This window comes from uncultured Maribacter sp., assembly GCF_947500985.1.
Classification (GTDB): Bacteria; Bacteroidota; Bacteroidia; order Flavobacteriales; family Flavobacteriaceae; genus Maribacter.
This window is the reverse complement of the sequence record NZ_CANMTX010000009.1, coordinates 101,335-121,793: the sequence shown is the minus strand read 5'-3', so window position 1 is coordinate 121,793 and position 20,459 is coordinate 101,335. Positions and strand designations below refer to the sequence as shown.

Annotated in this window: 19 protein-coding genes; 17 read left to right on the top strand and 2 right to left on the bottom strand. The window is 34.1% G+C overall.

The window, feature by feature from the left end:
• Nucleotides 1-247 precede the first annotated feature (247 nt).
• The gene (locus Q0871_RS16590) at nucleotides 248-889 is read right to left on the bottom strand and encodes a helix-hairpin-helix domain-containing protein (RefSeq protein WP_299325644.1); all 642 of its coding nucleotides are present in this window, start codon (nucleotides 887-889) and stop codon (nucleotides 248-250) included.
• A gap of 285 nt (nucleotides 890-1,174) precedes the next feature.
• On the opposite strand from Q0871_RS16590, the gene Q0871_RS16585 reads away from it, so the two are divergent.
• The 13 genes from Q0871_RS16585 to Q0871_RS16525 all read left to right on the top strand — a co-directional run bounded on the left by Q0871_RS16585 (nucleotide 1,175) and on the right by Q0871_RS16525 (nucleotide 13,469).
• On the top strand, nucleotides 1,175-1,504 hold the full coding sequence (locus Q0871_RS16585; protein WP_299325642.1) for a helix-turn-helix transcriptional regulator: 330 nt from the start codon (nucleotides 1,175-1,177) through the stop codon (nucleotides 1,502-1,504).
• A 69-nt stretch (nucleotides 1,505-1,573) separates the two neighbouring features.
• Nucleotides 1,574-2,041, top strand: a complete 468-nt coding sequence (locus tag Q0871_RS16580) for a DUF6428 family protein (protein WP_299325640.1) — start codon at nucleotides 1,574-1,576, stop codon at nucleotides 2,039-2,041.
• A gap of 21 nt (nucleotides 2,042-2,062) precedes the next feature.
• Nucleotides 2,063-2,692 (top strand): protein-tyrosine-phosphatase, encoded by a 630-nt coding sequence (locus Q0871_RS16575; protein ID WP_299325638.1) that lies wholly within the window; start codon nucleotides 2,063-2,065, stop codon nucleotides 2,690-2,692.
• Nucleotide 2,693: 1 nt separating this feature from the next.
• Nucleotides 2,694-3,749: an ACR3 family arsenite efflux transporter gene (arsB, locus tag Q0871_RS16570; protein ID WP_299325636.1), complete on the top strand. Its 1,056-nt coding sequence runs from the start codon at nucleotides 2,694-2,696 to the stop codon at nucleotides 3,747-3,749.
• Between the two features lie 240 nt (nucleotides 3,750-3,989).
• Entirely contained in the window at nucleotides 3,990-4,808 is an 819-nt protein-coding gene (locus Q0871_RS16565; RefSeq protein WP_299325634.1) for an oxidoreductase, read from the top strand.
• Nucleotide 4,809: 1 nt separating this feature from the next.
• A complete protein-coding gene (locus Q0871_RS16560; protein WP_299325632.1) occupies nucleotides 4,810-5,943 on the top strand; it encodes an MBL fold metallo-hydrolase in 1,134 nt (377 codons plus the stop codon).
• A 10-nt stretch (nucleotides 5,944-5,953) separates the two neighbouring features.
• The gene (locus Q0871_RS16555; RefSeq protein ID WP_299325630.1) at nucleotides 5,954-6,868 is read left to right on the top strand and encodes an AraC family transcriptional regulator; all 915 of its coding nucleotides are present in this window, start codon (nucleotides 5,954-5,956) and stop codon (nucleotides 6,866-6,868) included.
• Between the two features lie 159 nt (nucleotides 6,869-7,027).
• A complete protein-coding gene (locus tag Q0871_RS16550; protein WP_299325628.1) occupies nucleotides 7,028-7,630 on the top strand; it encodes a TetR/AcrR family transcriptional regulator in 603 nt (200 codons plus the stop codon).
• Between the two features lie 51 nt (nucleotides 7,631-7,681).
• A complete protein-coding gene (locus tag Q0871_RS16545; RefSeq protein ID WP_299325626.1) occupies nucleotides 7,682-8,461 on the top strand; it encodes a haloacid dehalogenase type II in 780 nt (259 codons plus the stop codon).
• 33 nt (nucleotides 8,462-8,494) lie between these two features.
• On the top strand, nucleotides 8,495-9,229 hold the full coding sequence (locus tag Q0871_RS16540) for an SDR family oxidoreductase (protein ID WP_299325624.1): 735 nt from the start codon (nucleotides 8,495-8,497) through the stop codon (nucleotides 9,227-9,229).
• 21 nt (nucleotides 9,230-9,250) lie between these two features.
• A complete protein-coding gene (locus Q0871_RS16535) occupies nucleotides 9,251-10,066 on the top strand; it encodes a hypothetical protein (RefSeq protein ID WP_299325622.1) in 816 nt (271 codons plus the stop codon).
• A gap of 201 nt (nucleotides 10,067-10,267) precedes the next feature.
• The gene (locus tag Q0871_RS16530) at nucleotides 10,268-11,995 is read left to right on the top strand and encodes a hypothetical protein (protein ID WP_299325621.1); all 1,728 of its coding nucleotides are present in this window, start codon (nucleotides 10,268-10,270) and stop codon (nucleotides 11,993-11,995) included.
• Nucleotides 11,988-13,469, top strand: a complete 1,482-nt coding sequence (locus Q0871_RS16525) for a mannitol dehydrogenase family protein (RefSeq protein ID WP_299325620.1) — start codon at nucleotides 11,988-11,990, stop codon at nucleotides 13,467-13,469. Before Q0871_RS16530 ends, Q0871_RS16525 begins: the two co-directional genes overlap by 8 nt.
• Here the strand turns inward: Q0871_RS16525 and Q0871_RS16520 are convergent.
• Nucleotides 13,466-13,867: a hypothetical protein gene (locus Q0871_RS16520; protein ID WP_299325618.1), complete on the bottom strand. Its 402-nt coding sequence runs from the start codon at nucleotides 13,865-13,867 to the stop codon at nucleotides 13,466-13,468. The two genes, Q0871_RS16525 and Q0871_RS16520, sit on opposite strands and share 4 nt — an antisense overlap.
• A gap of 93 nt (nucleotides 13,868-13,960) precedes the next feature.
• Between Q0871_RS16520 and Q0871_RS16515 the strand changes: the two genes are divergently transcribed.
• The 4 genes from Q0871_RS16515 (at nucleotide 13,961) to uvrA (ending at nucleotide 20,442) form a co-directional block, all read left to right on the top strand.
• Nucleotides 13,961-15,472: a PAS domain-containing sensor histidine kinase gene (locus Q0871_RS16515; protein ID WP_299325616.1), complete on the top strand. Its 1,512-nt coding sequence runs from the start codon at nucleotides 13,961-13,963 to the stop codon at nucleotides 15,470-15,472.
• A 3-nt stretch (nucleotides 15,473-15,475) separates the two neighbouring features.
• Entirely contained in the window at nucleotides 15,476-16,528 is a 1,053-nt protein-coding gene (locus tag Q0871_RS16510) for a response regulator (protein WP_299325614.1), read from the top strand.
• Nucleotides 16,529-16,596: 68 nt separating this feature from the next.
• Entirely contained in the window at nucleotides 16,597-17,433 is an 837-nt protein-coding gene (locus tag Q0871_RS16505; RefSeq protein WP_299325612.1) for a universal stress protein, read from the top strand.
• A gap of 177 nt (nucleotides 17,434-17,610) precedes the next feature.
• Nucleotides 17,611-20,442, top strand: coding sequence for an excinuclease ABC subunit UvrA (gene uvrA, locus Q0871_RS16500; RefSeq protein WP_299325610.1), 2,832 nt, complete (start codon nucleotides 17,611-17,613; stop codon nucleotides 20,440-20,442).
• The last annotated feature ends 17 nt before the right edge of the window (nucleotides 20,443-20,459 follow it).

Here is a 20,459-nt window from a genome sequence, read left to right as displayed (position 1 = left end):
TACAATCCATGATGAAGAAATTCATTATTGATTATCAAACTGCAATGAAATAGTAGCTTCTAATCAAACGAATGTATTATTAAAATGAGCAAGAAAGATAAAATAGAACTACAATCCATGATGAAGAAATTCATTATTGATTATCAAACTGCAATGAAATAGTAGCTTCTAATCAAACGAATGTATAGTAAACAAAAAGCCCTAAGAATATATCTTAGGGCTTTTTGTTATGTATAGTTTTAGGCAATTACTTACCGCCGTCTAATTTATCTTGTAAGACTTTCAATTTATCCCAATCACCTGAAGCAGCTAATTTAGCTTGCTTTGGCCATGAACCAGGTTTATGCATGGTATAACGTGGACCGGCTTCTTTTAGAATTTGTTCAAGTGTCTTTACAGACGCCCCAGCTAATTTTTCAAAAGTTCCGATACCCTTATCAGTTAAAATAGATGCAATTTTAGGTCCGATACCTTCTATCTTTTTTAAATCATCTTTCTTAGCCTTGGCAACAGGTTTCTTTACTACTGGCTTTTTAACCGCTGCCTTTTTTACCGGTTTCTTTTTCGCCGGCAATGCAGTTAAATCTACAACGCTATTATCTATACCTGAATACGGCGAAGGCACATATGCATCTGCTGCGTAATCATTAAACCAGCCCTTATCTTCGCTCAAGTATCTGAATTCGTAACGTTTACCAGTTTCTAGTTTTATGCTTTTTACATAAGACCCGTTCTTTTTTTCCATTTGGTAAGAACTATCATTCGTTTGCCAATCATTGAAGTCTCCCAATAATATAACATTTGCTGCGCTAGGGGCTTCATTCTCCCCTACAGTAAACGTAACGGTAGTATGCGTACCCTTTCCTTTTGTCTCTTTTGTTAATGCCATTTTTCTGTAGTGTTTTAATTCTAGATAAAAGTTACATAGAAATTACTCATTTTCAAAAGTTTGCATAAAGTAATTAGAATATTTTACCAATAAGGTAAGATTTTAACTGATCCTAAATCTTTTTATTAAAGGAATGGAAACATATTATTAATTCTCTGTTATGATTATAGTTACTTTGAGATAATGAAATAAACAATGTTGATGCGATTCCAGAAAAAAAAACAATTTATTTACATCATTATATTTTATATATCGTAATATTGCAATGAAACAATTAAATAACAAATGGGATTAGCAAAAACAGAAATGTTCACTGATGAACAAAATGAAATTTCATTATTCGCAAAAGTATTTGGTCACCCAGCTCGTGTTGCCATTTTACAACATCTATTTGAACTAGATAGTTGCATTTGTGGTGATTTAGTAAATGAAATAGGACTTGCGCAACCTACCATATCTCAACATTTAAAAGAACTTAAACAGTTAGGTCTAATAAAAGGCAATGTTGAAGGTACTAGTGTTTGCTATTGTATAGATAAAGACAATTGGTCAAGCATGAAAAATATCATGATAAAGTTCTTAGATCAAGACATTCCGAATACCGATTGTTGCTAAAAAAATTTACATTCTTTTATCGCTTTATTACGATTAATATAATATACATTTTAATTAAAATACAAGATTATGAAACTATCAGAAATTAAAAAACACTTAGCAGAGCTTGACACTATAGCATTTGAATTACCGAACGGAGATTTAGTACCTAATCACTTTCACGTAACAGAGGTTGGTAAAATAACCAAGAATTTTATCGATTGCGGTGGTACGGTCAGAAATGAAGAAGTAGTAAATTTTCAACTTTGGAATGCCAATGATTATGATCATAGATTACACCCAGAAAAGTTGGTCAATATTATTGAACTTTCTGAGAAGGTATTGAAAATAGAAGATTTAGAAATAGAGGTAGAATACCAAGGACAAACAATAGAGAAATTCGGACTCGATTTCAACGGTACCAATTTCAGACTAACATCTAAGCAAACAGACTGCTTGGCAAAAGATAATTGTGGCATACCTGCAGAGAAACCAAAAGTAAAATTTGCCGAAGTTACCAATGAACCATGTTGTGCACCTGATGGTAATTGCTGTTAAACTTTAAATAAACCAAGGAAAATGATTACTACAAAAACGAATATGTTACCCGAAATTGAGAGTTTAATAAAAAAATTAAATACCGATTCTATTACAGCAGATCGTAAAGTTGTTTTACAACCCTTAGTAGATTACATTCAAGAGAAAACGATTGCTAGTGAGGAAATCAGAATAAATTTCATCTGTACCCATAACTCCAGAAGAAGTCATTTATCTCAAGTTTGGGCACAGACTATGGCAAACAATTACGGCATTAAAAATGTCTATTGCTACTCTGGTGGTACTGAGGCTACGGCTTTGTTCCCTATGGTAGCAGAAACATTAAAAAATCAAGGTTTTCAGATTCAAAAATTATCAGAGACCACTAATCCGGTTTATGCTATTAAGTATGCTGAGAACGAGCATCCGGTAATTGGCTTTTCTAAATCATATGAAGATCCTTATAATCCGTCAGCACAATTTGCAGCAGTCATGACATGCTCGCAAGCAGATGGCGGTTGCCCCTTTATAGCTGGAGCGGAAAAAAGAGTTCCTATAACTTTTGAAGATCCTAAGGCATTTGATAACACGCCGCAACAGGCAGAGAAATATGCTGAAAGAAGTATACAAATTGCAACGGAATTATTTTACGTATTCTCACAAATCAAATAAAATGGCTTCTAAAAAATTAAGTTTTCTAGATCAAAATTTAACATGGTGGATTTTTGCCGCAATGGCTCTAGGTGTGGGTATCGGTTATTTTATACCATCCTTCCCAGACATTATCAACACATTCAATAGTGGTACTACAAATATCCCCATAGCTATTGGTTTAATACTTATGATGTATCCGCCATTGGCAAAAGTGAACTATACTTTATTACCAAAAGTTTTTAGAAACACTAAAATACTATCTATAAGCCTTATTTTAAACTGGATTATAGGTCCTGTTTTAATGTTTATACTGGCCATTATCTTTTTATCAGATTATCCAGAATATATGGTTGGTCTTATTCTTATTGGTCTGGCGCGTTGTATTGCCATGGTATTGGTATGGAACGACCTAGCGGAAGGCAGCAGCGAATACGGTGCAGGCTTGGTAGCATTGAACAGTATATTCCAAGTATTTGCATATAGCTTTTATGCTTGGTTATTTATTACGGTACTTCCACCCTATTTCGGTTTTGAAGGTGCCATAGTAGATATATCTATTGGTACTATTGCAGAAAGTGTCGCCATCTATTTAGGACTACCATTTTTATTGGGAATCTTAAGCAGGCTAATATTAGTAAAATTAAAAGGAGAAGAATGGTATACAAATAAATTCATACCTGCAATTTCACCAATGACATTGATTGCCCTTTTATTCACCATCGTTATTATGTTTTCATTAAAAGGAGAATTAATAGTAGAAATACCGATGGATGTGCTGATTATCGCTGTGCCGTTACTTATTTATTTCACCTTAATGTTCATTATTGGTTTTTTCTTCACCAAAGCCACAGGTGCAGAATACGATAAAACAGCATCAGTAGCATTTACAGCAGCCGGAAACAATTTTGAATTGGCTATAGCTGTTGCCATTGCAGTATTCGGTCTCAATTCTGGTCAGGCATTTGCAGGAGTTATTGGTCCGCTAGTTGAGGTACCTGCGCTTATATTTTTGGTAAGAGTCTCATTTTGGTTGAAGAAAAAGTATTTTACCACAACTAAAGAACCAGTAGTATAAAAAGTTTATATGCATTTAAATACATAAAAACAGCACACTAATAAATAACGGGAAGTTATAATAAATCAAAGCCTCTATCTACAAATTTTGTAAATAAAGGCTTATTTGTTTCATGATGTTGCCTGAATAAGTACAATATGTAAAAAGTATTCAATATTCAGCAATTAGAATACAGTTATCAGCAAGTATCCCTTTAATTTTGTCAAAGTAAAACCGATCTATATAATTTAAAAAACATACATGAGTAAAATCGCATTAATTACGGGAGCTTCTTCTGGCATGGGCAAATCTACCGCCAACATATTAAAAAGTCAGGGTTACATTGTTTATGGAGCTGCAAGAAGAATAGAAGAAATGCAAGATTTAAAAGCACAAGGAATACACATTGTGCCTTTAGATTTAACCAAAGATGATTCTATTGTTTCATGCGTAAACACCATAATAAATAAAGAAGGTAGAATAGATATTTTAATTAACAATGCTGGTTATGGCTCCTATGGCACGGTGGAAGATGTTCCGTTAGAAGAAGCCAAAAGACAGTTTGAAGTGAATATTTTTGGTTTGGCACGTATCACACAATTGATCATACCAAAAATGAGAGAACACAAATATGGTAGAATTGTAAACATATCTTCTATGGGCGGAAAAGTATATTTGCCTTTAGGAGCTTGGTATTTTGCCACAAAACATGCTTTAGAAGGATGGAGCGATTGTCTGCGCCTAGAACTAAAACCTTTTGGTATTGATGTAGTCATTGTAGAACCTGGCGGAATCAAAACTCCGTGGGGATTAATTGCCGCAGAAAGTTTGAGAGAAACTTCAGGTAAGGGAGCCTATGCAACATTTGCAAATTCAGTGGCAGATACCATGAAAAAAGACTTTACCAATGATCGTTTTACAGATGTAAATGTTTTAGGTAAAACGATCGCAAAAGCCGCCACTACGAAAAACCCTAAGATCAGATATGTAAAGGGATATTCGGCAAAATTTGCTATAACCATACGTAAGTGGTTTGGTGACCGTATATTTGATAAAGTGATCATGAGTCAATATAAATAGAATGATCAAAAGATTCCTTAGAAAAATAATGATAACATTCTTAATAGTAATTGGCGTAATTACAATAGCTACCTGGGCATTTACCAACTTTTATCCAAGTTTTGGGGGTAATAGCGGCAAAAGCCAAAAACTAGGTTATGAGCAATCACGTCAATTTAACGATGGTAAATTTAGAAACATTAACCCTGTTCCTAAAGAAATAGGCTTTATAGGAACAGTAAGTTTAGCTTATAAATTTTTAACTACCAAAGTGCCCAATGGTCGCCCTAATGCCGATTTAAAACCGCATAAAATAGACTCAACCGATATTGCAGACTATAACGGGGCGGCAAGAATGATATGGTTTGGACATTCGGCATTTTTATTACAGATCGATAAAAAGAATATTCTAATTGATCCTATGTTCGGCAAAGTGGCAGCTCCTCACCCATTATTAGGTGAAAATCGTTTTAATTCAGAATTTCCTATTGCCATAGATCAACTACCAAAAATAGATGCGGTTATCTTTTCTCATGACCACTATGACCATCTAGATTATGAATCGGTTTTAAAAATAAAGGACAAGACCGATCATTTCTACGCACCATTAGGTGTTGGCAATCACTTAAGAGCTTGGGGAGTTAAAAATTTAAAAATCACAGAGATGGATTGGTGGCAAGAAATACAATTCGATACGCTTAAACTAGTCTGTACACCAGCACAACATTTTTCGGGCAGGGGATTGAGTAACGGTCAAAGTACTTTGTGGAGTTCTTGGGTAATTACTTCTAAAAATGAAAATATTTACTTTAGTGGTGATAGTGGTTATGCTGCTCATTTTAAGGAAATAGGAGAAAAATATGGTCCTTTTGATTTGGCTTTATTGGAATGTGGACAATACAATCAATTATGGTCAGATATTCATATGATGCCCGAAGAAACAGCACAAGCAGGTGTAGATGTTAAAGCCAGAAAGATAATGCCCATACATTGGGCCGGTTTTAAATTAGCATTGCATGAATGGACAGATCCCATTAAACGGTTAGAGAAAAAAGCATCGGAATTAAATTTAAAAGTAATAGCACCACAAATTGGGCAAGAAATAATAGTGAAAGATTCAGTTACCACCTACCCTAACTGGTGGCAAAACATTTAAATTATTTGTAATGAAGGAAATAATTAAAATAGACAGTGTTGCAGATGTTCATTCTTACTTTAGTTTAGAGAAACCAAAACACCCCTTAATTTCCGTATTGAGAATTGGTGAAAATTGGAACCAAATTGGTCTAGAAAATTTTAAATATTCCTTAGGTCTTTATCATATCAGTTTAAAAGATAATTGCGGTTTTACCATTAAAAACTACGGTAGAAATTCATATGATTACCAAGAAGGTTCAATGATCTTTATGGCTCCTGATCAAATCATGGAGTTTGAAAAACAAAACATTAATACCAAAGACCAAGGTTGGACGGTGATGTTTCATCCAGATTTAATTAGAAAATCTGAATTAGGTAAAAAAATAGAACAGTTCTCTTTTTTTGAATACGCATCTAACGAAGCGCTACATTTATCAAATGATGAAAGAACAACAGTAACCGAAATAGTTCAAAAAATTGAAAAAGAATATAGTGGTAATATTGACACACATAGTCAAACCATTATTATCTCTAATTTAGAATTGTTACTTAATTATTGTATCAGGTTTTATGACCGACAATTTTATACAAGAACCAATTTAAACAAAGACATAGTTAGCAATTTTAATACACTATTAAAAGAGTACTACATCCAAAACAAACAAATTGAACTTGGTATACCAACGGTTCAATATTGTGGAGAAGCATTAAATATATCGGCTAAATACTTGAGCGATTTACTTAGAAAAGAAACTGGACAAGGAACGCAAGACCATATTCATCAATACATCATAGAAAAAGCCAAGAACAAACTTTTAAACTCAACGAAAAGTGCTAGTGAAATAGCATATTCACTTGGGTTTGAATATCCGCAGTATTTCAGTAAAATCTTCAAAAAGAAAACCTCTATGAGCCCTAATGAGTATCGATTAAATCTCAATTAGAAATCACTCTAAGCACATCACCCATCATTATTTCTTATCCTATTTTACTAAATACCTAAATGGTTTTAGGTTGAAGCAAACTGATTTTTTTGTAGTTAAGAATAGGTTAAATACCTCTAAAAACATTCTATACCGTATTTTATTGAGCATCTTTACGGTATGAAGCAGGCATTAAAATCTGAGCTATCAAAACAACTCATTCTCAATGAGGCATTTAAGTTGTTTTATGAAGACGGTTTTAAAACTACTAGTATTGAAAAAATAATGAAGGCAACCACCTTGACCAAAGGTGCCTTCTACCACCACTACGCAAATAAAAAAGAATTAGGCATAGCCGTTATTACCCAAAAGTTACAAAGTAGAGTTCAAAAAAGAATGGTGTATCCGCTTTATCAAAATGGTAATGCATATACTATTTTAGAAGAAACTTTTCTAAACAACCTTAAGTCTTTTACAATCTACGAGAAGAAACACGGTTGCCCAACAAATAATCTCATCAATGAAATTGGGGATAATGAAAAGGTATATCAAAAAGCACTGAAAAACATTATTGAGGAATGGAAAAGAGCACTTATAGAGTTAATAGAAAGAGGAAAGACGGAGCATTCTATTAAAAAAGATATTTCAAGTGCCGCAGCTGCTATTTATTTAATTAGCGCTTTTGAAGGCATACGCGGAATTCGTAAGCTTTATGATGATGATAAAGTGATTGATGAATACCTAAAGGGACTATCTATTTACTTAAAACAGATAAAACAATAATTTTTTTACCCAAAAACATACTACATAGAATGTTTTTATAATCTTAATCCTATGAACAAAGACAGAAGAGACTTCATTAAAAAATCTACCATACTTGGTGCCGCCGGTGCAACCATCCCTGCCATGGGGTTTACCAATAAAAAAGAACAATTATTTGAAAGACCAAAAGTCCTTTTTTTTGATGTTAATGAAACCCTGTTAGATTTAACAGCAATGAAAGACAGTGTTGCAAAAGCTTTAAATGGCAGAAATGATTTGCTACCACTTTGGTTTACGACCATGTTGCAATACTCTTTAGTATCAACAGTTGCAAATCAATACAATGATTTTGCCATTATCGGTGCTGCAGCTTTACAAATGGTTGCTGCAAATAACGGTATTACGCTAAGCCATGAAGAAGCCAAAAAATCTATTGTAGACCCTATACGTTCTTTACCTGCTCATCCAGAAGTACCATCAGCTTTACAATCTTTAAAAGATGCGGGCTATACATTGGTTTCTTTCACCAACTCATCGAACAAAGGCGTTGAAACTCAATTTAAAAATTCTGGGTTGACCAAATATTTTGATCAACGCTTGAGTATTGAAGATATAGGAAAATTTAAACCACATGTAGATGCGTATAACTGGGCTGCCAGAAAAATGAACATTCAGCCAAAAGAGTGCCTGCTTGTAGCTGCTCACGGTTGGGATATATCTGGAGCATTATGGGCAAATTGGAGAGGAGCATTTATAAGTAGACCTGGTGCGCAGTTATACCCCTTATCTCCTACTCCAGAAATTAATGAGTCCAATTTAAAATTAGTTGCCAATAAATTGATCAGTTTATAACTATTGTCTTATAAATCAATAAAAACTTAAACTATGAAATTAGAAAACAAAGTGGTGATAGTTACAGGTGCATCACGAGGTATAGGACAAGAAATTGCTTTCCTATTAGCCGAAAATGGAGCCAAAATTGTTGTCAATCATTCTAATAGTGAAGATGAAGCAAATGCCACAGTAAATAAAATTGAAAGCAATGGTGGTAACGCCATTGCTATTAAAGCCGATGTTAGTAACAGAGAACAAGTATCTCAATTGTTTGATGAAACCATAAAATCTTTTGGCAAGGTAGACGTACTAATTAACAATGCCGGAGTAATGATTTCTAAAGTACTTAAAGACAATACCCAAGAAGATTTTAGCAAACAGTTTGACGTTAATGTAAGAGGTATTTTCAACACATTACAAGAAGCTGAAAGTAAATTAGCCGATAACGGTAATATCATTAATATATCTTCTAGTACTGTAAAATTAATGTTCCCAACATATGCTCTCTATTCAGCATCAAAAGCAGCTGTTGAACAAATGACAAGGGTATTTTCAAAAGAAATTGGAAGAGGTATCTCTGTAAATGCACTAGCACCAGGAGCTACAGAAACAGAATTGTTCTTAAAAGGAAAGACCGATGAATTTATAGCCAAATTAAGCAGTATGAATGCGTTTAATAGATTAGCTAAACCAATTGATATTGCTAGAGTTGCCTTATTTTTAGCCAGTGATGACTCTAAATGGATTTCTGGTCAAGTCATTGGCGCTAATGGTGCACTCGTTTAACCACAAAATTAATAACCACATATGAGATTTAAATTAAATACACTAATCGTATTAAGTATTATAATAATTTCTTGCAAAAGCGAAAACCGAGATGAAAAAGAATTAATCAAAGCAGTTTCTTATAAAAACAAAGGGCATGAGTTAGTTTCTAAAATGATAGAAAAAGTAGGTGACTATAAAACCCTTCGAAACAAAAAAGATGTAGTGTATACCTATACCTACCAAACACCCGATGGTAAAACAGATATTTCTACTGAAAAATACATTTTCGATGGTGAATTATCTTATGGAAAATACGAACAACATCAAAGAACCTTAAGTGACTTACAGGGCACAATTGAACAAGGTTATGATGGTAAAGAATTCTGGTTAAAACATAACGGTAAAATACTAAATGATAGCATTGCCTTAAAAAGAGTTGCTTTTAACAGACCCACTAACTTTTATTGGTTTACCATGTTTCAAAAGTTAATGGACAAGGGCGTTTCGTATGAGTATTTAGGCGAAGAAACCTTGAATAACACACCTTATGAAATTGTAAAAGTATCTTTCAATTTTGGAGACGCTAATCCTACAGATATTTATCAGCTTTACATTAATAAAAATACATCTCTTGTGGATCAATTTTTATTTACCGTTGCAGACTTTGGTGCAATGGAAACTCCAAATTTAATGACTTTAGAATATGAAGATATTGACGGAATGCTTTTCCCAACTAAGCGAAAATATAAGAAATCTACTTGGGAAGCCGCAGTTAGTGATGCCCCATGGATAACTGTTAATTGGTCTAACATAAAATTCAATAACGGATTAAAAAGAACTGAATTTGAAAAATAAGTAACTATTTAAAACCACATCTACATAAAAGCTTAATTAATTGGCTTAGGTAAAGAATTTGAAGATTAACAAGTTTTAGTAAAAGGTTCTTAACAAAATTAAATACATTGCAAGCCTGTTTAAAAACCAACAAATACGTAAAGGCTTTTAAACAGCACTCAACTTTATTTTTAATTAATAACCTAACTACCAACTCAACTTATGTCAGTAAACAAAGACTACTCCACGTTTGAAAATTTAAACGAAGAACAATTACCTGTTGCAAAACATAAGCTACATGATTGGACACATTTTGCAGGTTTGTATGCTGCAGAACATGTAGCAGCCACAGAGTTTGTGATCGGAGCAACGTTTGTAGCTCTTGGCGCAAAAACAATGGACATTATTCTTGGTCTATTGATCGGTAATATCTTAGCAGTACTGAGCTGGACACTTATTACTTCGCCTATTGCTGTAGAAACAAGATTAAGTTTATATACTTACTTAAATAAAATTGCAGGAGATTCTATGACCAAGCTTTATAATTGGGCTAACGTCATTATTTTCTCTGTAATATCGGCGGCCATGATTACGGTTTCTTCAACTGCCGTTCGATTTGCTTTCGATATACCCGCACAATTAAACTGGTACCCCACAAATTTGTGGTTTGTGCTCATTGTATTCTTAGTTGGTGTTGTTGTCGTATCAATTGCGTTATACGGATTTAATGCTGTATCAGAATTTTCAGGCATATGTGCCCCGTGGTTATTCGTGATGTTCACCAGTGGCGCAATGGTTTTACTACCTGCTCTTTCTTTAGATGTTTTAGGAACAACATTACCTAACGGATGGAACGATTTAATATCGCTAGGAGATCAATCTATATGGACAGGAGTTGATAGTGCCGGCGAACCCGGCATTGGTCTTATAGAAGTCATAGGTTTTGCATGGGCGGCAAATTCAATAACACATTTTGGTTTGATCGATATGGCGTTATTACGTTTTGCCAAAAAGAAATCTTACGCTCTAGCGACGAGTACAGGTATGATGTTCGGACATTATGTTGCATGGATTGCTGCAGGTATTATGGGAGCTGGTGCTGCTGTAATAATAGGCAAAACAATAGTTGAACTTGATCCGGGCGATGTTGCATTTTACGCGTTAGGTTGGTCTGGTTTCGTAATCGTAATCGTAGCAGGTTGGACAACAGCAATTACTAATTTATACAGAGCTGGCTTAGCGGCACAAGCCATTTTCTATAATCATTCACGTAAAAAGACAACTATTGTTGTTGGTTTAATCACTATTGCCATAGCCTGTTTCCCATTTGTATTTTCACAGATTTTACCACTATTAACCTACGCAGGTTTATTGGTAGTACCCGTTGGTGCAATTGTATTTGCAGAGCATCAGATATTCCCAAGAATCGGATACACACGTTATTGGTCTCAATACCGAAATTTAACGTTTAGTACACCCGCTATTGTTTCATGGGGATTAGGATTGGTTTTCGGTTTTGGACTAAATGCTTTTAATGTAATGTCTTTCTTCTATTTGTTTATTCCAACATGGATTTTCACTATCGGAGTTTATACTTTGTTAGCCGGACGTTACGGAGCAAAAGAGAAATATCCTGAGGCGGAAGAACAAGAAAGAATACGCAATGAGAAAATTGTGGCTTTTCAAGAAGAAAAAAGCAAATTAGAAACAACACCAAAGAAAGATACTACCGTATTCTCAAAGATTTTGAAGTTGGTATCTCTTGTTGCCCTTATAATTACGTTGATCTTGGCAGGTATTGTTTTATTCGACAGTGCAAATGAGAATAGCTACATCAACAATAGAGAACTATTTTATACGTATGCATTTATTTGTACGATTACTTATTTCGTTACTGCATACTGGGCATTATTACGTGTAAAATCAATAAACAAAGCTAAAAATGAATAAAGAAATCATGCTGAACAAAGAGAATTTAGCAACGTTAAGCAAGCAAATTCCAATTCCTACATTTGATAGAAAATCTCTAAAGGCAGGAATTGTGCATGTTGGTGTTGGTGGTTTTCATAGAGCACACGAAGCATATTACACGCACCTCTTACAAGAAAAAGAAGGTGTATCTGATTGGGGAATTTGTGGTATTGGTCTAAGAAAAGGAGATCAAAAAATTCATGATGTTCTTCAAAAACAAGACGGACTTTACACACTCATTATAAAGCATCCTGATGGAAAAATAGATTCACAAGTAATAGGTTCTATTATCGATTTTAAACTTGGTCATGACACTCCCGATTTGGTAATTGACCAAATGGTTCATCCTGACACAAAAATAGTTTCCTTGACCATTACAGAGGGCGGCTATAATTTTAATTCGTCAACGGGTGAATTTGATTTTGAAAATACAGATGTACAGCACGAATTACAACATCCGAACAGCCCTAGAACCATTTACGGATTTTTAACTGCTGCCATTAAGAAAAGAAGAGCGTCAAGCTTATCTCCTTTTACTGTAATGTCTTGTGACAACATTGAACACAATGGTGATGTTACCAGAAAGATGCTACTTGCTTTCGCAAACAGACAAGATAAAGAACTGGCTGCATATATCGAAAAGGAAGTCTGTTTTCCAAATAGCATGGTAGATCGTATTACACCTGTCACCACACCTTCGGACATTGAATATTTAGAGAGCACATATGGTTTAAAAGACGAATGGCCTGTAACATGTGAGCCTTTTATTCAATGGGTAATTGAAGATAATTTTTCTAACGGCAGACCAGAATTTGAAAAAGTTGGCGTACAGTTTGTACCAGATGTTAAGCCGTATGAAAAAATGAAACTTCGTTTATTAAATGCAGGTCATTCTGTACTTGGGCTTTTAGGGGCTATTCATGGTCACCCTACAATAAATGCCTGTATGGAAGACGAGGTATTCGTAACCTATTTAAGAGCGTTCATGGATCAAGAAGCTACTCCGGTTTTAGATCAGCTAGAAGGTATAGATTTAACGGCATACAAAGACAGTTTACAAGAACGTTTTGCGAACCCTAATATTAAAGATAGCGTAAGCCGAATCTGCTCTGAGAGTTCTGCAAAATTGCCGAAATTCTTAATTGCTACCATTCAAGATAATATAGCGAATGGTGGAAGCATTACCTACGCAACTTTAGTTATTGCGGCATGGTGCTATTACAGTGACAAGGGAATTGATAAAAATGGAAACGCTATTGAAATCATTGATGCCATGCAAGAACAACTGCATGAAGCAGCAAGCAAAACAGAAACTGACCCATTAGCCTTTATTAGACAAGAATCGTTATTTGGCAACCTGATTAACGAAGATAAATTTACCAATCTATATAGCGAAATGGTTCAGAAAATTTATGCAGATAATGATATAAAGAAATTAATGAAACAAGCTTAATTTAATAATAAATCAATTTTAGCCAATAATATCAACTCAGATTTATTGTTGCCTGAGAATGAACTTGCAATAGCCTTGGCCGTCTTTTTGGTCAAGGTTTTTATTTTATCAGAAAATGCATGAGGATGTATTTTATAAAATTCCTTAAAATCATTAAAACATTCCTCACTAGTTATTGAAGACTCCATTAGCACATCAAACACAATTTCTATTTGGTTTGCGGCATCGGTACCGTAACTATCGGTAAAATCATCTATATACAACCAATCTTCCTTTACATACTCCTTAACCTTTTCCCATTCATTGTTATGCACAGTGCCATCGCTCATGGCAACGGCATAGAACAACTTGCCTAAATTTTCATAAAGACCGTTCATAGTTTTCGCAGTATTTTCCATCTTATCCAGCTTTAGTAGAATTCTAAGTAAAAATATAAAGTTGGATGTTGTTTTAATATGACAAAAATCAGTAGTAATTGATATATTTGATATATGCAGGATTTTCAAGACAACAGTGACATATTCAATTTATTATCAGAAGGTGTTTCTGAAGGTATTATCGTTGTCAATGCCGATCAAATTATTGTAGCCACAAATACATCTTCTCAACAAATGTTTGGCTATGAAAAAGATGAATTAATTGGTAAGCCATTAGATATTCTTATACCCAAAAGATATCATGCAGGTCATGATGCACACGTAGATGATTTTATTGCTAAAAGTGGTAAACGTCAAATGGGTCATGGTAGAAATTTACACGGCATCTGTAAAGATGGCAAAGAATTTCCTGTTGAGGCAGGTTTGAATCCGTTTGAATTCTACGGTTCCACATATGTTATGGCATTGGTTATCAACATTACCGAACGCAAGAATAGAGAAGAAGAATTAAGTCATTGGGCACGTATTTTTGATGAATCGCTGAATGAAATCTTTGTTTTTGATGCAGAAACCTATAAGTTTTTAAATATTAACAAAGAGGCACAAAGAAATATTGGGTATTCATTTGAAGAGTTGTACTCTATGACTCCGGTTGATCTTAAGCCTGAAATGAATATTTCTCAATTCGAAGATTTAATAACACCATTATTAAAAGATGAAACTGCCAAGGTTAAGTTTGAAACCAGACATGGCAGAAAAGATGGCACCACATACCCAGTTGAAGTACATCTACAATTATCGAATTTACTTGACCAAAAAGTTTTTGTTGCCTTTATTCTGGATATTACAGAAAGAAAAAATTACACAGAAAATTTAGAAAAAATAGTAGAAGAACGTACCCACCAACTTACAGAAGCGTTAGCTGTTGAGAAAGAGCTTAACGAACTTAAAACACGTTTTTTATCATTAGTATCACACGAATTCAAAACCCCGCTTAGTAGTATATTAACCTCAATAACCTTACTGGGTAAATATAAAGAAACGGAACAACAGCCTAAAAGAGATAAGCACGTAACCACAATTAAGAACAAAGTAAAATATTTAGATACCATTCTTAACGATTTTCTATCTGTGGAGCGTTTAGAATCTGGTAAGGTGAATTATAAAGTTGAAGAATTTCCATTGAGTAAAACTGTAAATGAAGTAGTATATAACTCTAACATGTTACTTAAATCTGGACAACAAATAAGTTACCCAGAAAACATAGACGAGCTAAATATTAAATTTGATGAAAAAACCTTAGAATTGGCGTTGTCAAATTTGATACATAATGCTATCAAATATTCTCCAGAAGATTCTACAATTGACATTAAGGTTGAAATTAACGATACCGGTTACGCCATTAAAGTTATAGATGAAGGCATTGGAATACCAGAAGAAGAGCAAAAACATGTATTTAATCGTTATTTTAGAGCAGAGAACGCATTATTGACACAAGGAACTGGAATAGGGTTAAATATTGCAAAACAGCATATTGAGAACTTAGGTGGAAGTCTTGAATTTTCAAGTACAGAAAGTATTGGATCAACCTTCACACTACATATCCCAAAATTAACAACCAACTAAAAGATGAAAAGAATTTTATTGATTGAGGACGACAAAGCCTTACGCGAGAATACTGAAGAGCTTTTAGAATTATCAGATTATAGTGTAATTACTGCATCAAACGGAAGAATTGGTATTGAGGCGGCCATAGAAAATTTACCAGACTTAATTATCTGTGATATTATGATGCCAGAGGTTGATGGTTATGGGGTTTTGGAAAATTTATCGAACAATGAAAAGACAAAACAAATACCGTTTATTTTTCTATCTGCAAAAACAGAGCATAAAGAAATTAGAAAAGGAATGGATTTAGGTGCAGATGACTATCTAACCAAACCCTTTGAAGAAGAAGATCTAATGAGTGCCGTAGAAAGTAGGTTGGCCAAGGCCGAACTACTAGTTCGCATGCAAGATGAAACATCAAAAGAACACGGTGTTTCAGAAAATGAAATGAGAACCATTCATGAACTTAAAAACTTCTTTGATGATAATGGTGAGATTATACATATTAAACAAGGTGAAAAAATATATGAAGAAAGTTCACGCTCTAACAAAATTTACCTTGTTTTAAAGGGGCTTGTGAAGTGTTATAATATGGATCCCGACGGAAAAGAATTAATAACTTCTTTAGCTAAAGCAGATGACTTTTTAGGTTTTACTTCTTTCCTAAACAATGTTCCTTATCAAGAATCTTCAACTGCTCTTGAAGATGTTGAACTCGCAGGTATTTCAAAAGAAAGCCTAAAAGAAATATTGAACGAGAACAAGACAATTTCATTAGAACTCATGGAGCTTTTATCTGCGAATATCTCTAATATTAAGGCACAGTTATTACAAATGGCATATAGTTCTGTACGTAGAAAAACAGCGCAAACTATCCTACAATTTGCAGATATTATGAATACCAAATCAGATGAGCCCATTAGAATTTCGCGTAACGACCTTGCCAGTGTTGCAGGTATAGCTACAGAAAGTTTAATACGTACATTATCTGGCTTTAAAAAAGAAGGTCTTATTGCCGTTGAAGGTAGAAATATTCAAATCTTAGAACTTAAAGCATTACAATATGTAAATTAGACGATATCTGATATTTATCATTTATCACGTTTCAATAACGATTTACTTTTGCGTAGTAAGTCGATTGAATGAAACATATTTTAATTCCCACAAATTTTTCTAGCAACTCATGGAATGCGCTTGAATATGCAGTAAATCTGTTCACTAATGAACAGTGCATATTTTACATACTACACGTTGATGAATTGAGTAATTCAGATATTCAAGGTAATTCATTATTGGTGATGACTAGACCAAATAGAATCACAGCTAAAGAAAAATTACAAGTACTTTTAAAAAAAATATCAAGTTTATACGCTAACCAACTACATCAATTTATTGCACTAGAAGAGTATGGCAATTTAATTGACCATATTAAAAAAACGGTTGAATCCAAAAAAATTGATATAATAGTAATGGGTACTAAAGGAGCCACAGGTTTGAAGACCTCATTTTTAGGCACCAATACGGGCAATGTAATAACCAAAGTAGTTTGTAACGTATTAGTAATACCTGAAAATGCTATTGCAAAGGCACCTAATAAAGTTGCCTTTCCGACAGATTTCAACCTGTTCTACACCTACCCTATTTTAAACTCAATTACAGAAATACTTGAAATTTCAAATGCAAAATTAGATGTCATTCATGTAACCCAGACAAAACCTAATTTTTCAAATTCGCAATTAATCAACCAAGCCTATCTAAACGATTATTTAAAAGAGCTATTTATTGACAACCATAGCTTTAATCATATTCTAGGTAAAAATGTTAGAGACTCAATATTAGATTATATCACTGAAAATAAAATTGAAATGCTGACAATGGTTGCAAAAAATTTAAACTTGTTTCAGCAGATTTTCTTTAACAACTCGGTTGAAGAACTAAGCCATCAAACTTCGGTACCATTATTTGTAATGCATGAATAAAACAAACTGAGCGGCACCTTTATTTCCGTTGCCTTAATTATTCATCAGCTAAAAATATTATTAAACCTCTATTTCGCGATTGCATCAATAATTTAAGATATCCAGCCTTTTCAAAGAATATAAGAACGTATGTAATTAGCACTCAAAATCGTACTTTTGCAACTTTGCTATGAATACATGATTAATTTTGAAGAAAATATAGAAGTTAAGGGCGCACGCGTTCATAATCTTAAGAATATAGATGTTACCATTCCCCGAGACAAACTGGTTGTTATAACCGGCTTATCTGGTAGTGGCAAATCTTCGTTGGCTTTTGACACTATTTATGCTGAAGGGCAAAGACGCTATATAGAAACCTTCTCTGCATATGCCAGACAATTTTTGGGAGGCTTAGAACGACCAGATGTTGATAAAATTGATGGTCTATCTCCTGTAATCGCTATAGAACAAAAGACGACCTCTAAATCGCCAAGATCTACCGTTGGCACTATTACCGAAATATATGATTTCTTAAGACTACTTTTTGCCCGTGCAGCAGATGCACATAGTTACAATACAGGCGAAAAAATGGTTAGTTATAGCGATGAGCAAATTAAAAACTTGATCATTGAATCATATAACGGAAAGAAGATAAACATACTTGCACCGGTAATTAAATCTAGAAAAGGGCACTATCGAGAACTATTTGAACAAATTGCGAAGCAAGGTTTCGTAAAGGTTCGGGTTGATGGTGAAGTAAAGGATATCGTCAAAGGCATGAAAGTGGATCGTTATAAGGTTCATGATATAGAGATTGTCATTGACCGATTGAAAGTTGTTGAAAGCGAAGATTTTCATAAACGTTTATCAGAAACTATTAATACAGCCATGTATAGTGGCGACAATGTATTAATGGTTTTAGAAGAAGGTACCGATCTACCGAGATATTTTAGTAGAGATTTAATGTGCCCTTCAACGGGCATCTCCTATCCTACCCCTGAGCCAAATACATTTTCATTTAATTCACCAAAGGGCATGTGTCTTTATTGCAGTGGTTTAGGCCATGTGTACGAAGTAAATGAAAAGAAGATATTCCCTAATAAAAAACTATCTATTAAAGGCGGTGGAATAGCACCATTAGGAGATTATAAAAAATCTTGGGCATTTAAACAGATCGAGACTATTGCTGAACGCTATAATTTTCAAATAACAGATCCTATAGATTCTATTCCAGCTGAAGCTATTGACATTCTTTTAAATGGTGGGAAAGAAAGTTTCGTAGTAGACTCAAAAACTTTAGGTGTAAAACGCACTTATAAAATTGATTATGAAGGAATTTCTAATTTCATAAAAAATCAATTTGAAGAAGCTGCTTCCACTTCAATTAAAAGATGGGCTAAAGAATATATGGACAGAATTACGTGTCCGTCATGTACAGGTTTCCGTCTTAGAAAAGAATCGCTATACTTTAAAATAGAAGATAAAAATATTGCAGAATTAGCTAATTTAGATATTGTAGAATTATCAACTTTCTTTAATGGTTTAGACAAAAAGCTTACTGGTAATCAGTTGAAGATCGCTGAAGAAATCATAAAAGAGATAAGTACAAGAATACAATTTCTACTAGATGTAGGTCTGGATTATTTATCATTGAACAGAAGCTCTAAATCGTTATCTGGTGGTGAAGCACAACGTATAAGATTAGCTACCCAAATTGGATCGCAATTGGTGGGTGTACTTTATATTCTAGATGAGCCAAGTATCGGACTACACCAACGAGATAATGAACGATTGATTAAATCATTAGAGTCATTACGCGACATTGGTAATTCTGTTATCGTAGTTGAACATGACCGAGATATGATAGAAAGAGCTGATCATGTAATTGATATTGGCCCGAAAGCAGGTAAAAACGGTGGCGAGATTATATCTCAAGGCACGCCCGAAGAATTGAAAAATGTTCATACCCTTACTGCCGATTATATGACCGGTGTAAAGGAGATTGAAGTACCTAAAAAGAGAAGACCTGGTAATGGCAAAGAAATAGTATTATCTGGTTGTACAGGAAATAACTTAAAAAATTTGACCGTCAAATTTCCTCTGGGAAAAATGATCGGTGTAACAGGAGTATCCGGTAGTGGTAAATCGACTTTAATCAACGAAACACTTTATCCTATAATGAACGCCCATTATTTCAATGGTGTTAAAATACCGATGCCATATAAGAAAATTACGGGGTTAGAACATATAGATAAAGTTATAGATATCAACCAATCGCCTATTGGTAGAACACCAAGATCAAACCCGGCAACCTACACTGGTGTTTTCAGCGAAATACGTTCGTTGTTCGCAAAGACTACAGAAGCTTCTATTCGAGGCTATAAACCTGGTAGATTTAGTTTTAATGTAAAAGGCGGGCGTTGTGAAACTTGTCAAGGAGGAGGATTACGAGTTATAGAAATGAATTTCTTGCCAGATGTTTATGTAGAATGTGAAACATGTAACGGTAAAAGATTTAATAGAGAAACACTAGAAATACGCTATAAAGGCAAGTCCATTTCAGATGTTTTAGAAATGACCATTAACGAAGCTGTGTCATTTTTTGAACTTATTCCTAAAATACATCGTAAGTTAAAGACCATACAAGATGTTGGCTTGGGTTATATTTCACTGGGGCAGCAGTCTACTACCCTTTCTGGTGGTGAGGCACAAAGAATAAAGCTGGCGACCGAGCTTTCCAAGAGAGATACGGGCAATACGTTCTATATTTTAGATGAGCCTACAACCGGACTTCATTTTGAAGATATTAGGGTATTAATGGAAGTTTTGAATACTTTAGCAGACAAAGGAAATACCGTATTGGTTATTGAGCATAATATGGATGTAATTAAAATGGTAGATTATATCATTGATATTGGTTACGAAGGTGGACGCTCAGGAGGGCAGTTAGTAGCAAAAGGCACACCAGAGCAAGTCGCAAAAGACAAGAAAAGCTACACCGCAAAGTTTTTAAAGAGAGAATTAAAATAATAATCTTTCTAAATAGA

Coding starts and splice junctions, on each gene's coding strand:
- Q0871_RS16555 (WP_299325630.1), top strand. CDS start 5,954: ATGAAGGAAATAATTAAAATAGACAGTGTTGCAGATGTTCATTCTTAC.
- Q0871_RS16530 (WP_299325621.1), top strand. CDS start 10,268: ATGTCAGTAAACAAAGACTACTCCACGTTTGAAAATTTAAACGAAGAA.
- Q0871_RS16505 (WP_299325612.1), top strand. CDS start 16,597: ATGAAACATATTTTAATTCCCACAAATTTTTCTAGCAACTCATGGAAT.
- Q0871_RS16520 (WP_299325618.1), bottom strand. CDS start 13,867: ATGGAAAATACTGCGAAAACTATGAACGGTCTTTATGAAAATTTAGGC.
- Q0871_RS16580 (WP_299325640.1), top strand. CDS start 1,574: ATGAAACTATCAGAAATTAAAAAACACTTAGCAGAGCTTGACACTATA.
- Q0871_RS16510 (WP_299325614.1), top strand. CDS start 15,476: ATGAAAAGAATTTTATTGATTGAGGACGACAAAGCCTTACGCGAGAAT.
- Q0871_RS16565 (WP_299325634.1), top strand. CDS start 3,990: ATGAGTAAAATCGCATTAATTACGGGAGCTTCTTCTGGCATGGGCAAA.
- Q0871_RS16575 (WP_299325638.1), top strand. CDS start 2,063: ATGATTACTACAAAAACGAATATGTTACCCGAAATTGAGAGTTTAATA.
- Q0871_RS16545 (WP_299325626.1), top strand. CDS start 7,682: ATGAACAAAGACAGAAGAGACTTCATTAAAAAATCTACCATACTTGGT.
- Q0871_RS16590 (WP_299325644.1), bottom strand. CDS start 889: ATGGCATTAACAAAAGAGACAAAAGGAAAGGGTACGCATACTACCGTT.
- Q0871_RS16515 (WP_299325616.1), top strand. CDS start 13,961: ATGCAGGATTTTCAAGACAACAGTGACATATTCAATTTATTATCAGAA.
- Q0871_RS16560 (WP_299325632.1), top strand. CDS start 4,810: ATGATCAAAAGATTCCTTAGAAAAATAATGATAACATTCTTAATAGTA.
- Q0871_RS16585 (WP_299325642.1), top strand. CDS start 1,175: ATGGGATTAGCAAAAACAGAAATGTTCACTGATGAACAAAATGAAATT.
- Q0871_RS16550 (WP_299325628.1), top strand. CDS start 7,028: ATGAAGCAGGCATTAAAATCTGAGCTATCAAAACAACTCATTCTCAAT.
- Q0871_RS16540 (WP_299325624.1), top strand. CDS start 8,495: ATGAAATTAGAAAACAAAGTGGTGATAGTTACAGGTGCATCACGAGGT.
- Q0871_RS16525 (WP_299325620.1), top strand. CDS start 11,988: ATGAATAAAGAAATCATGCTGAACAAAGAGAATTTAGCAACGTTAAGC.
- Q0871_RS16535 (WP_299325622.1), top strand. CDS start 9,251: ATGAGATTTAAATTAAATACACTAATCGTATTAAGTATTATAATAATT.
- uvrA (WP_299325610.1), top strand. CDS start 17,611: ATGATTAATTTTGAAGAAAATATAGAAGTTAAGGGCGCACGCGTTCAT.
- arsB (WP_299325636.1), top strand. CDS start 2,694: ATGGCTTCTAAAAAATTAAGTTTTCTAGATCAAAATTTAACATGGTGG.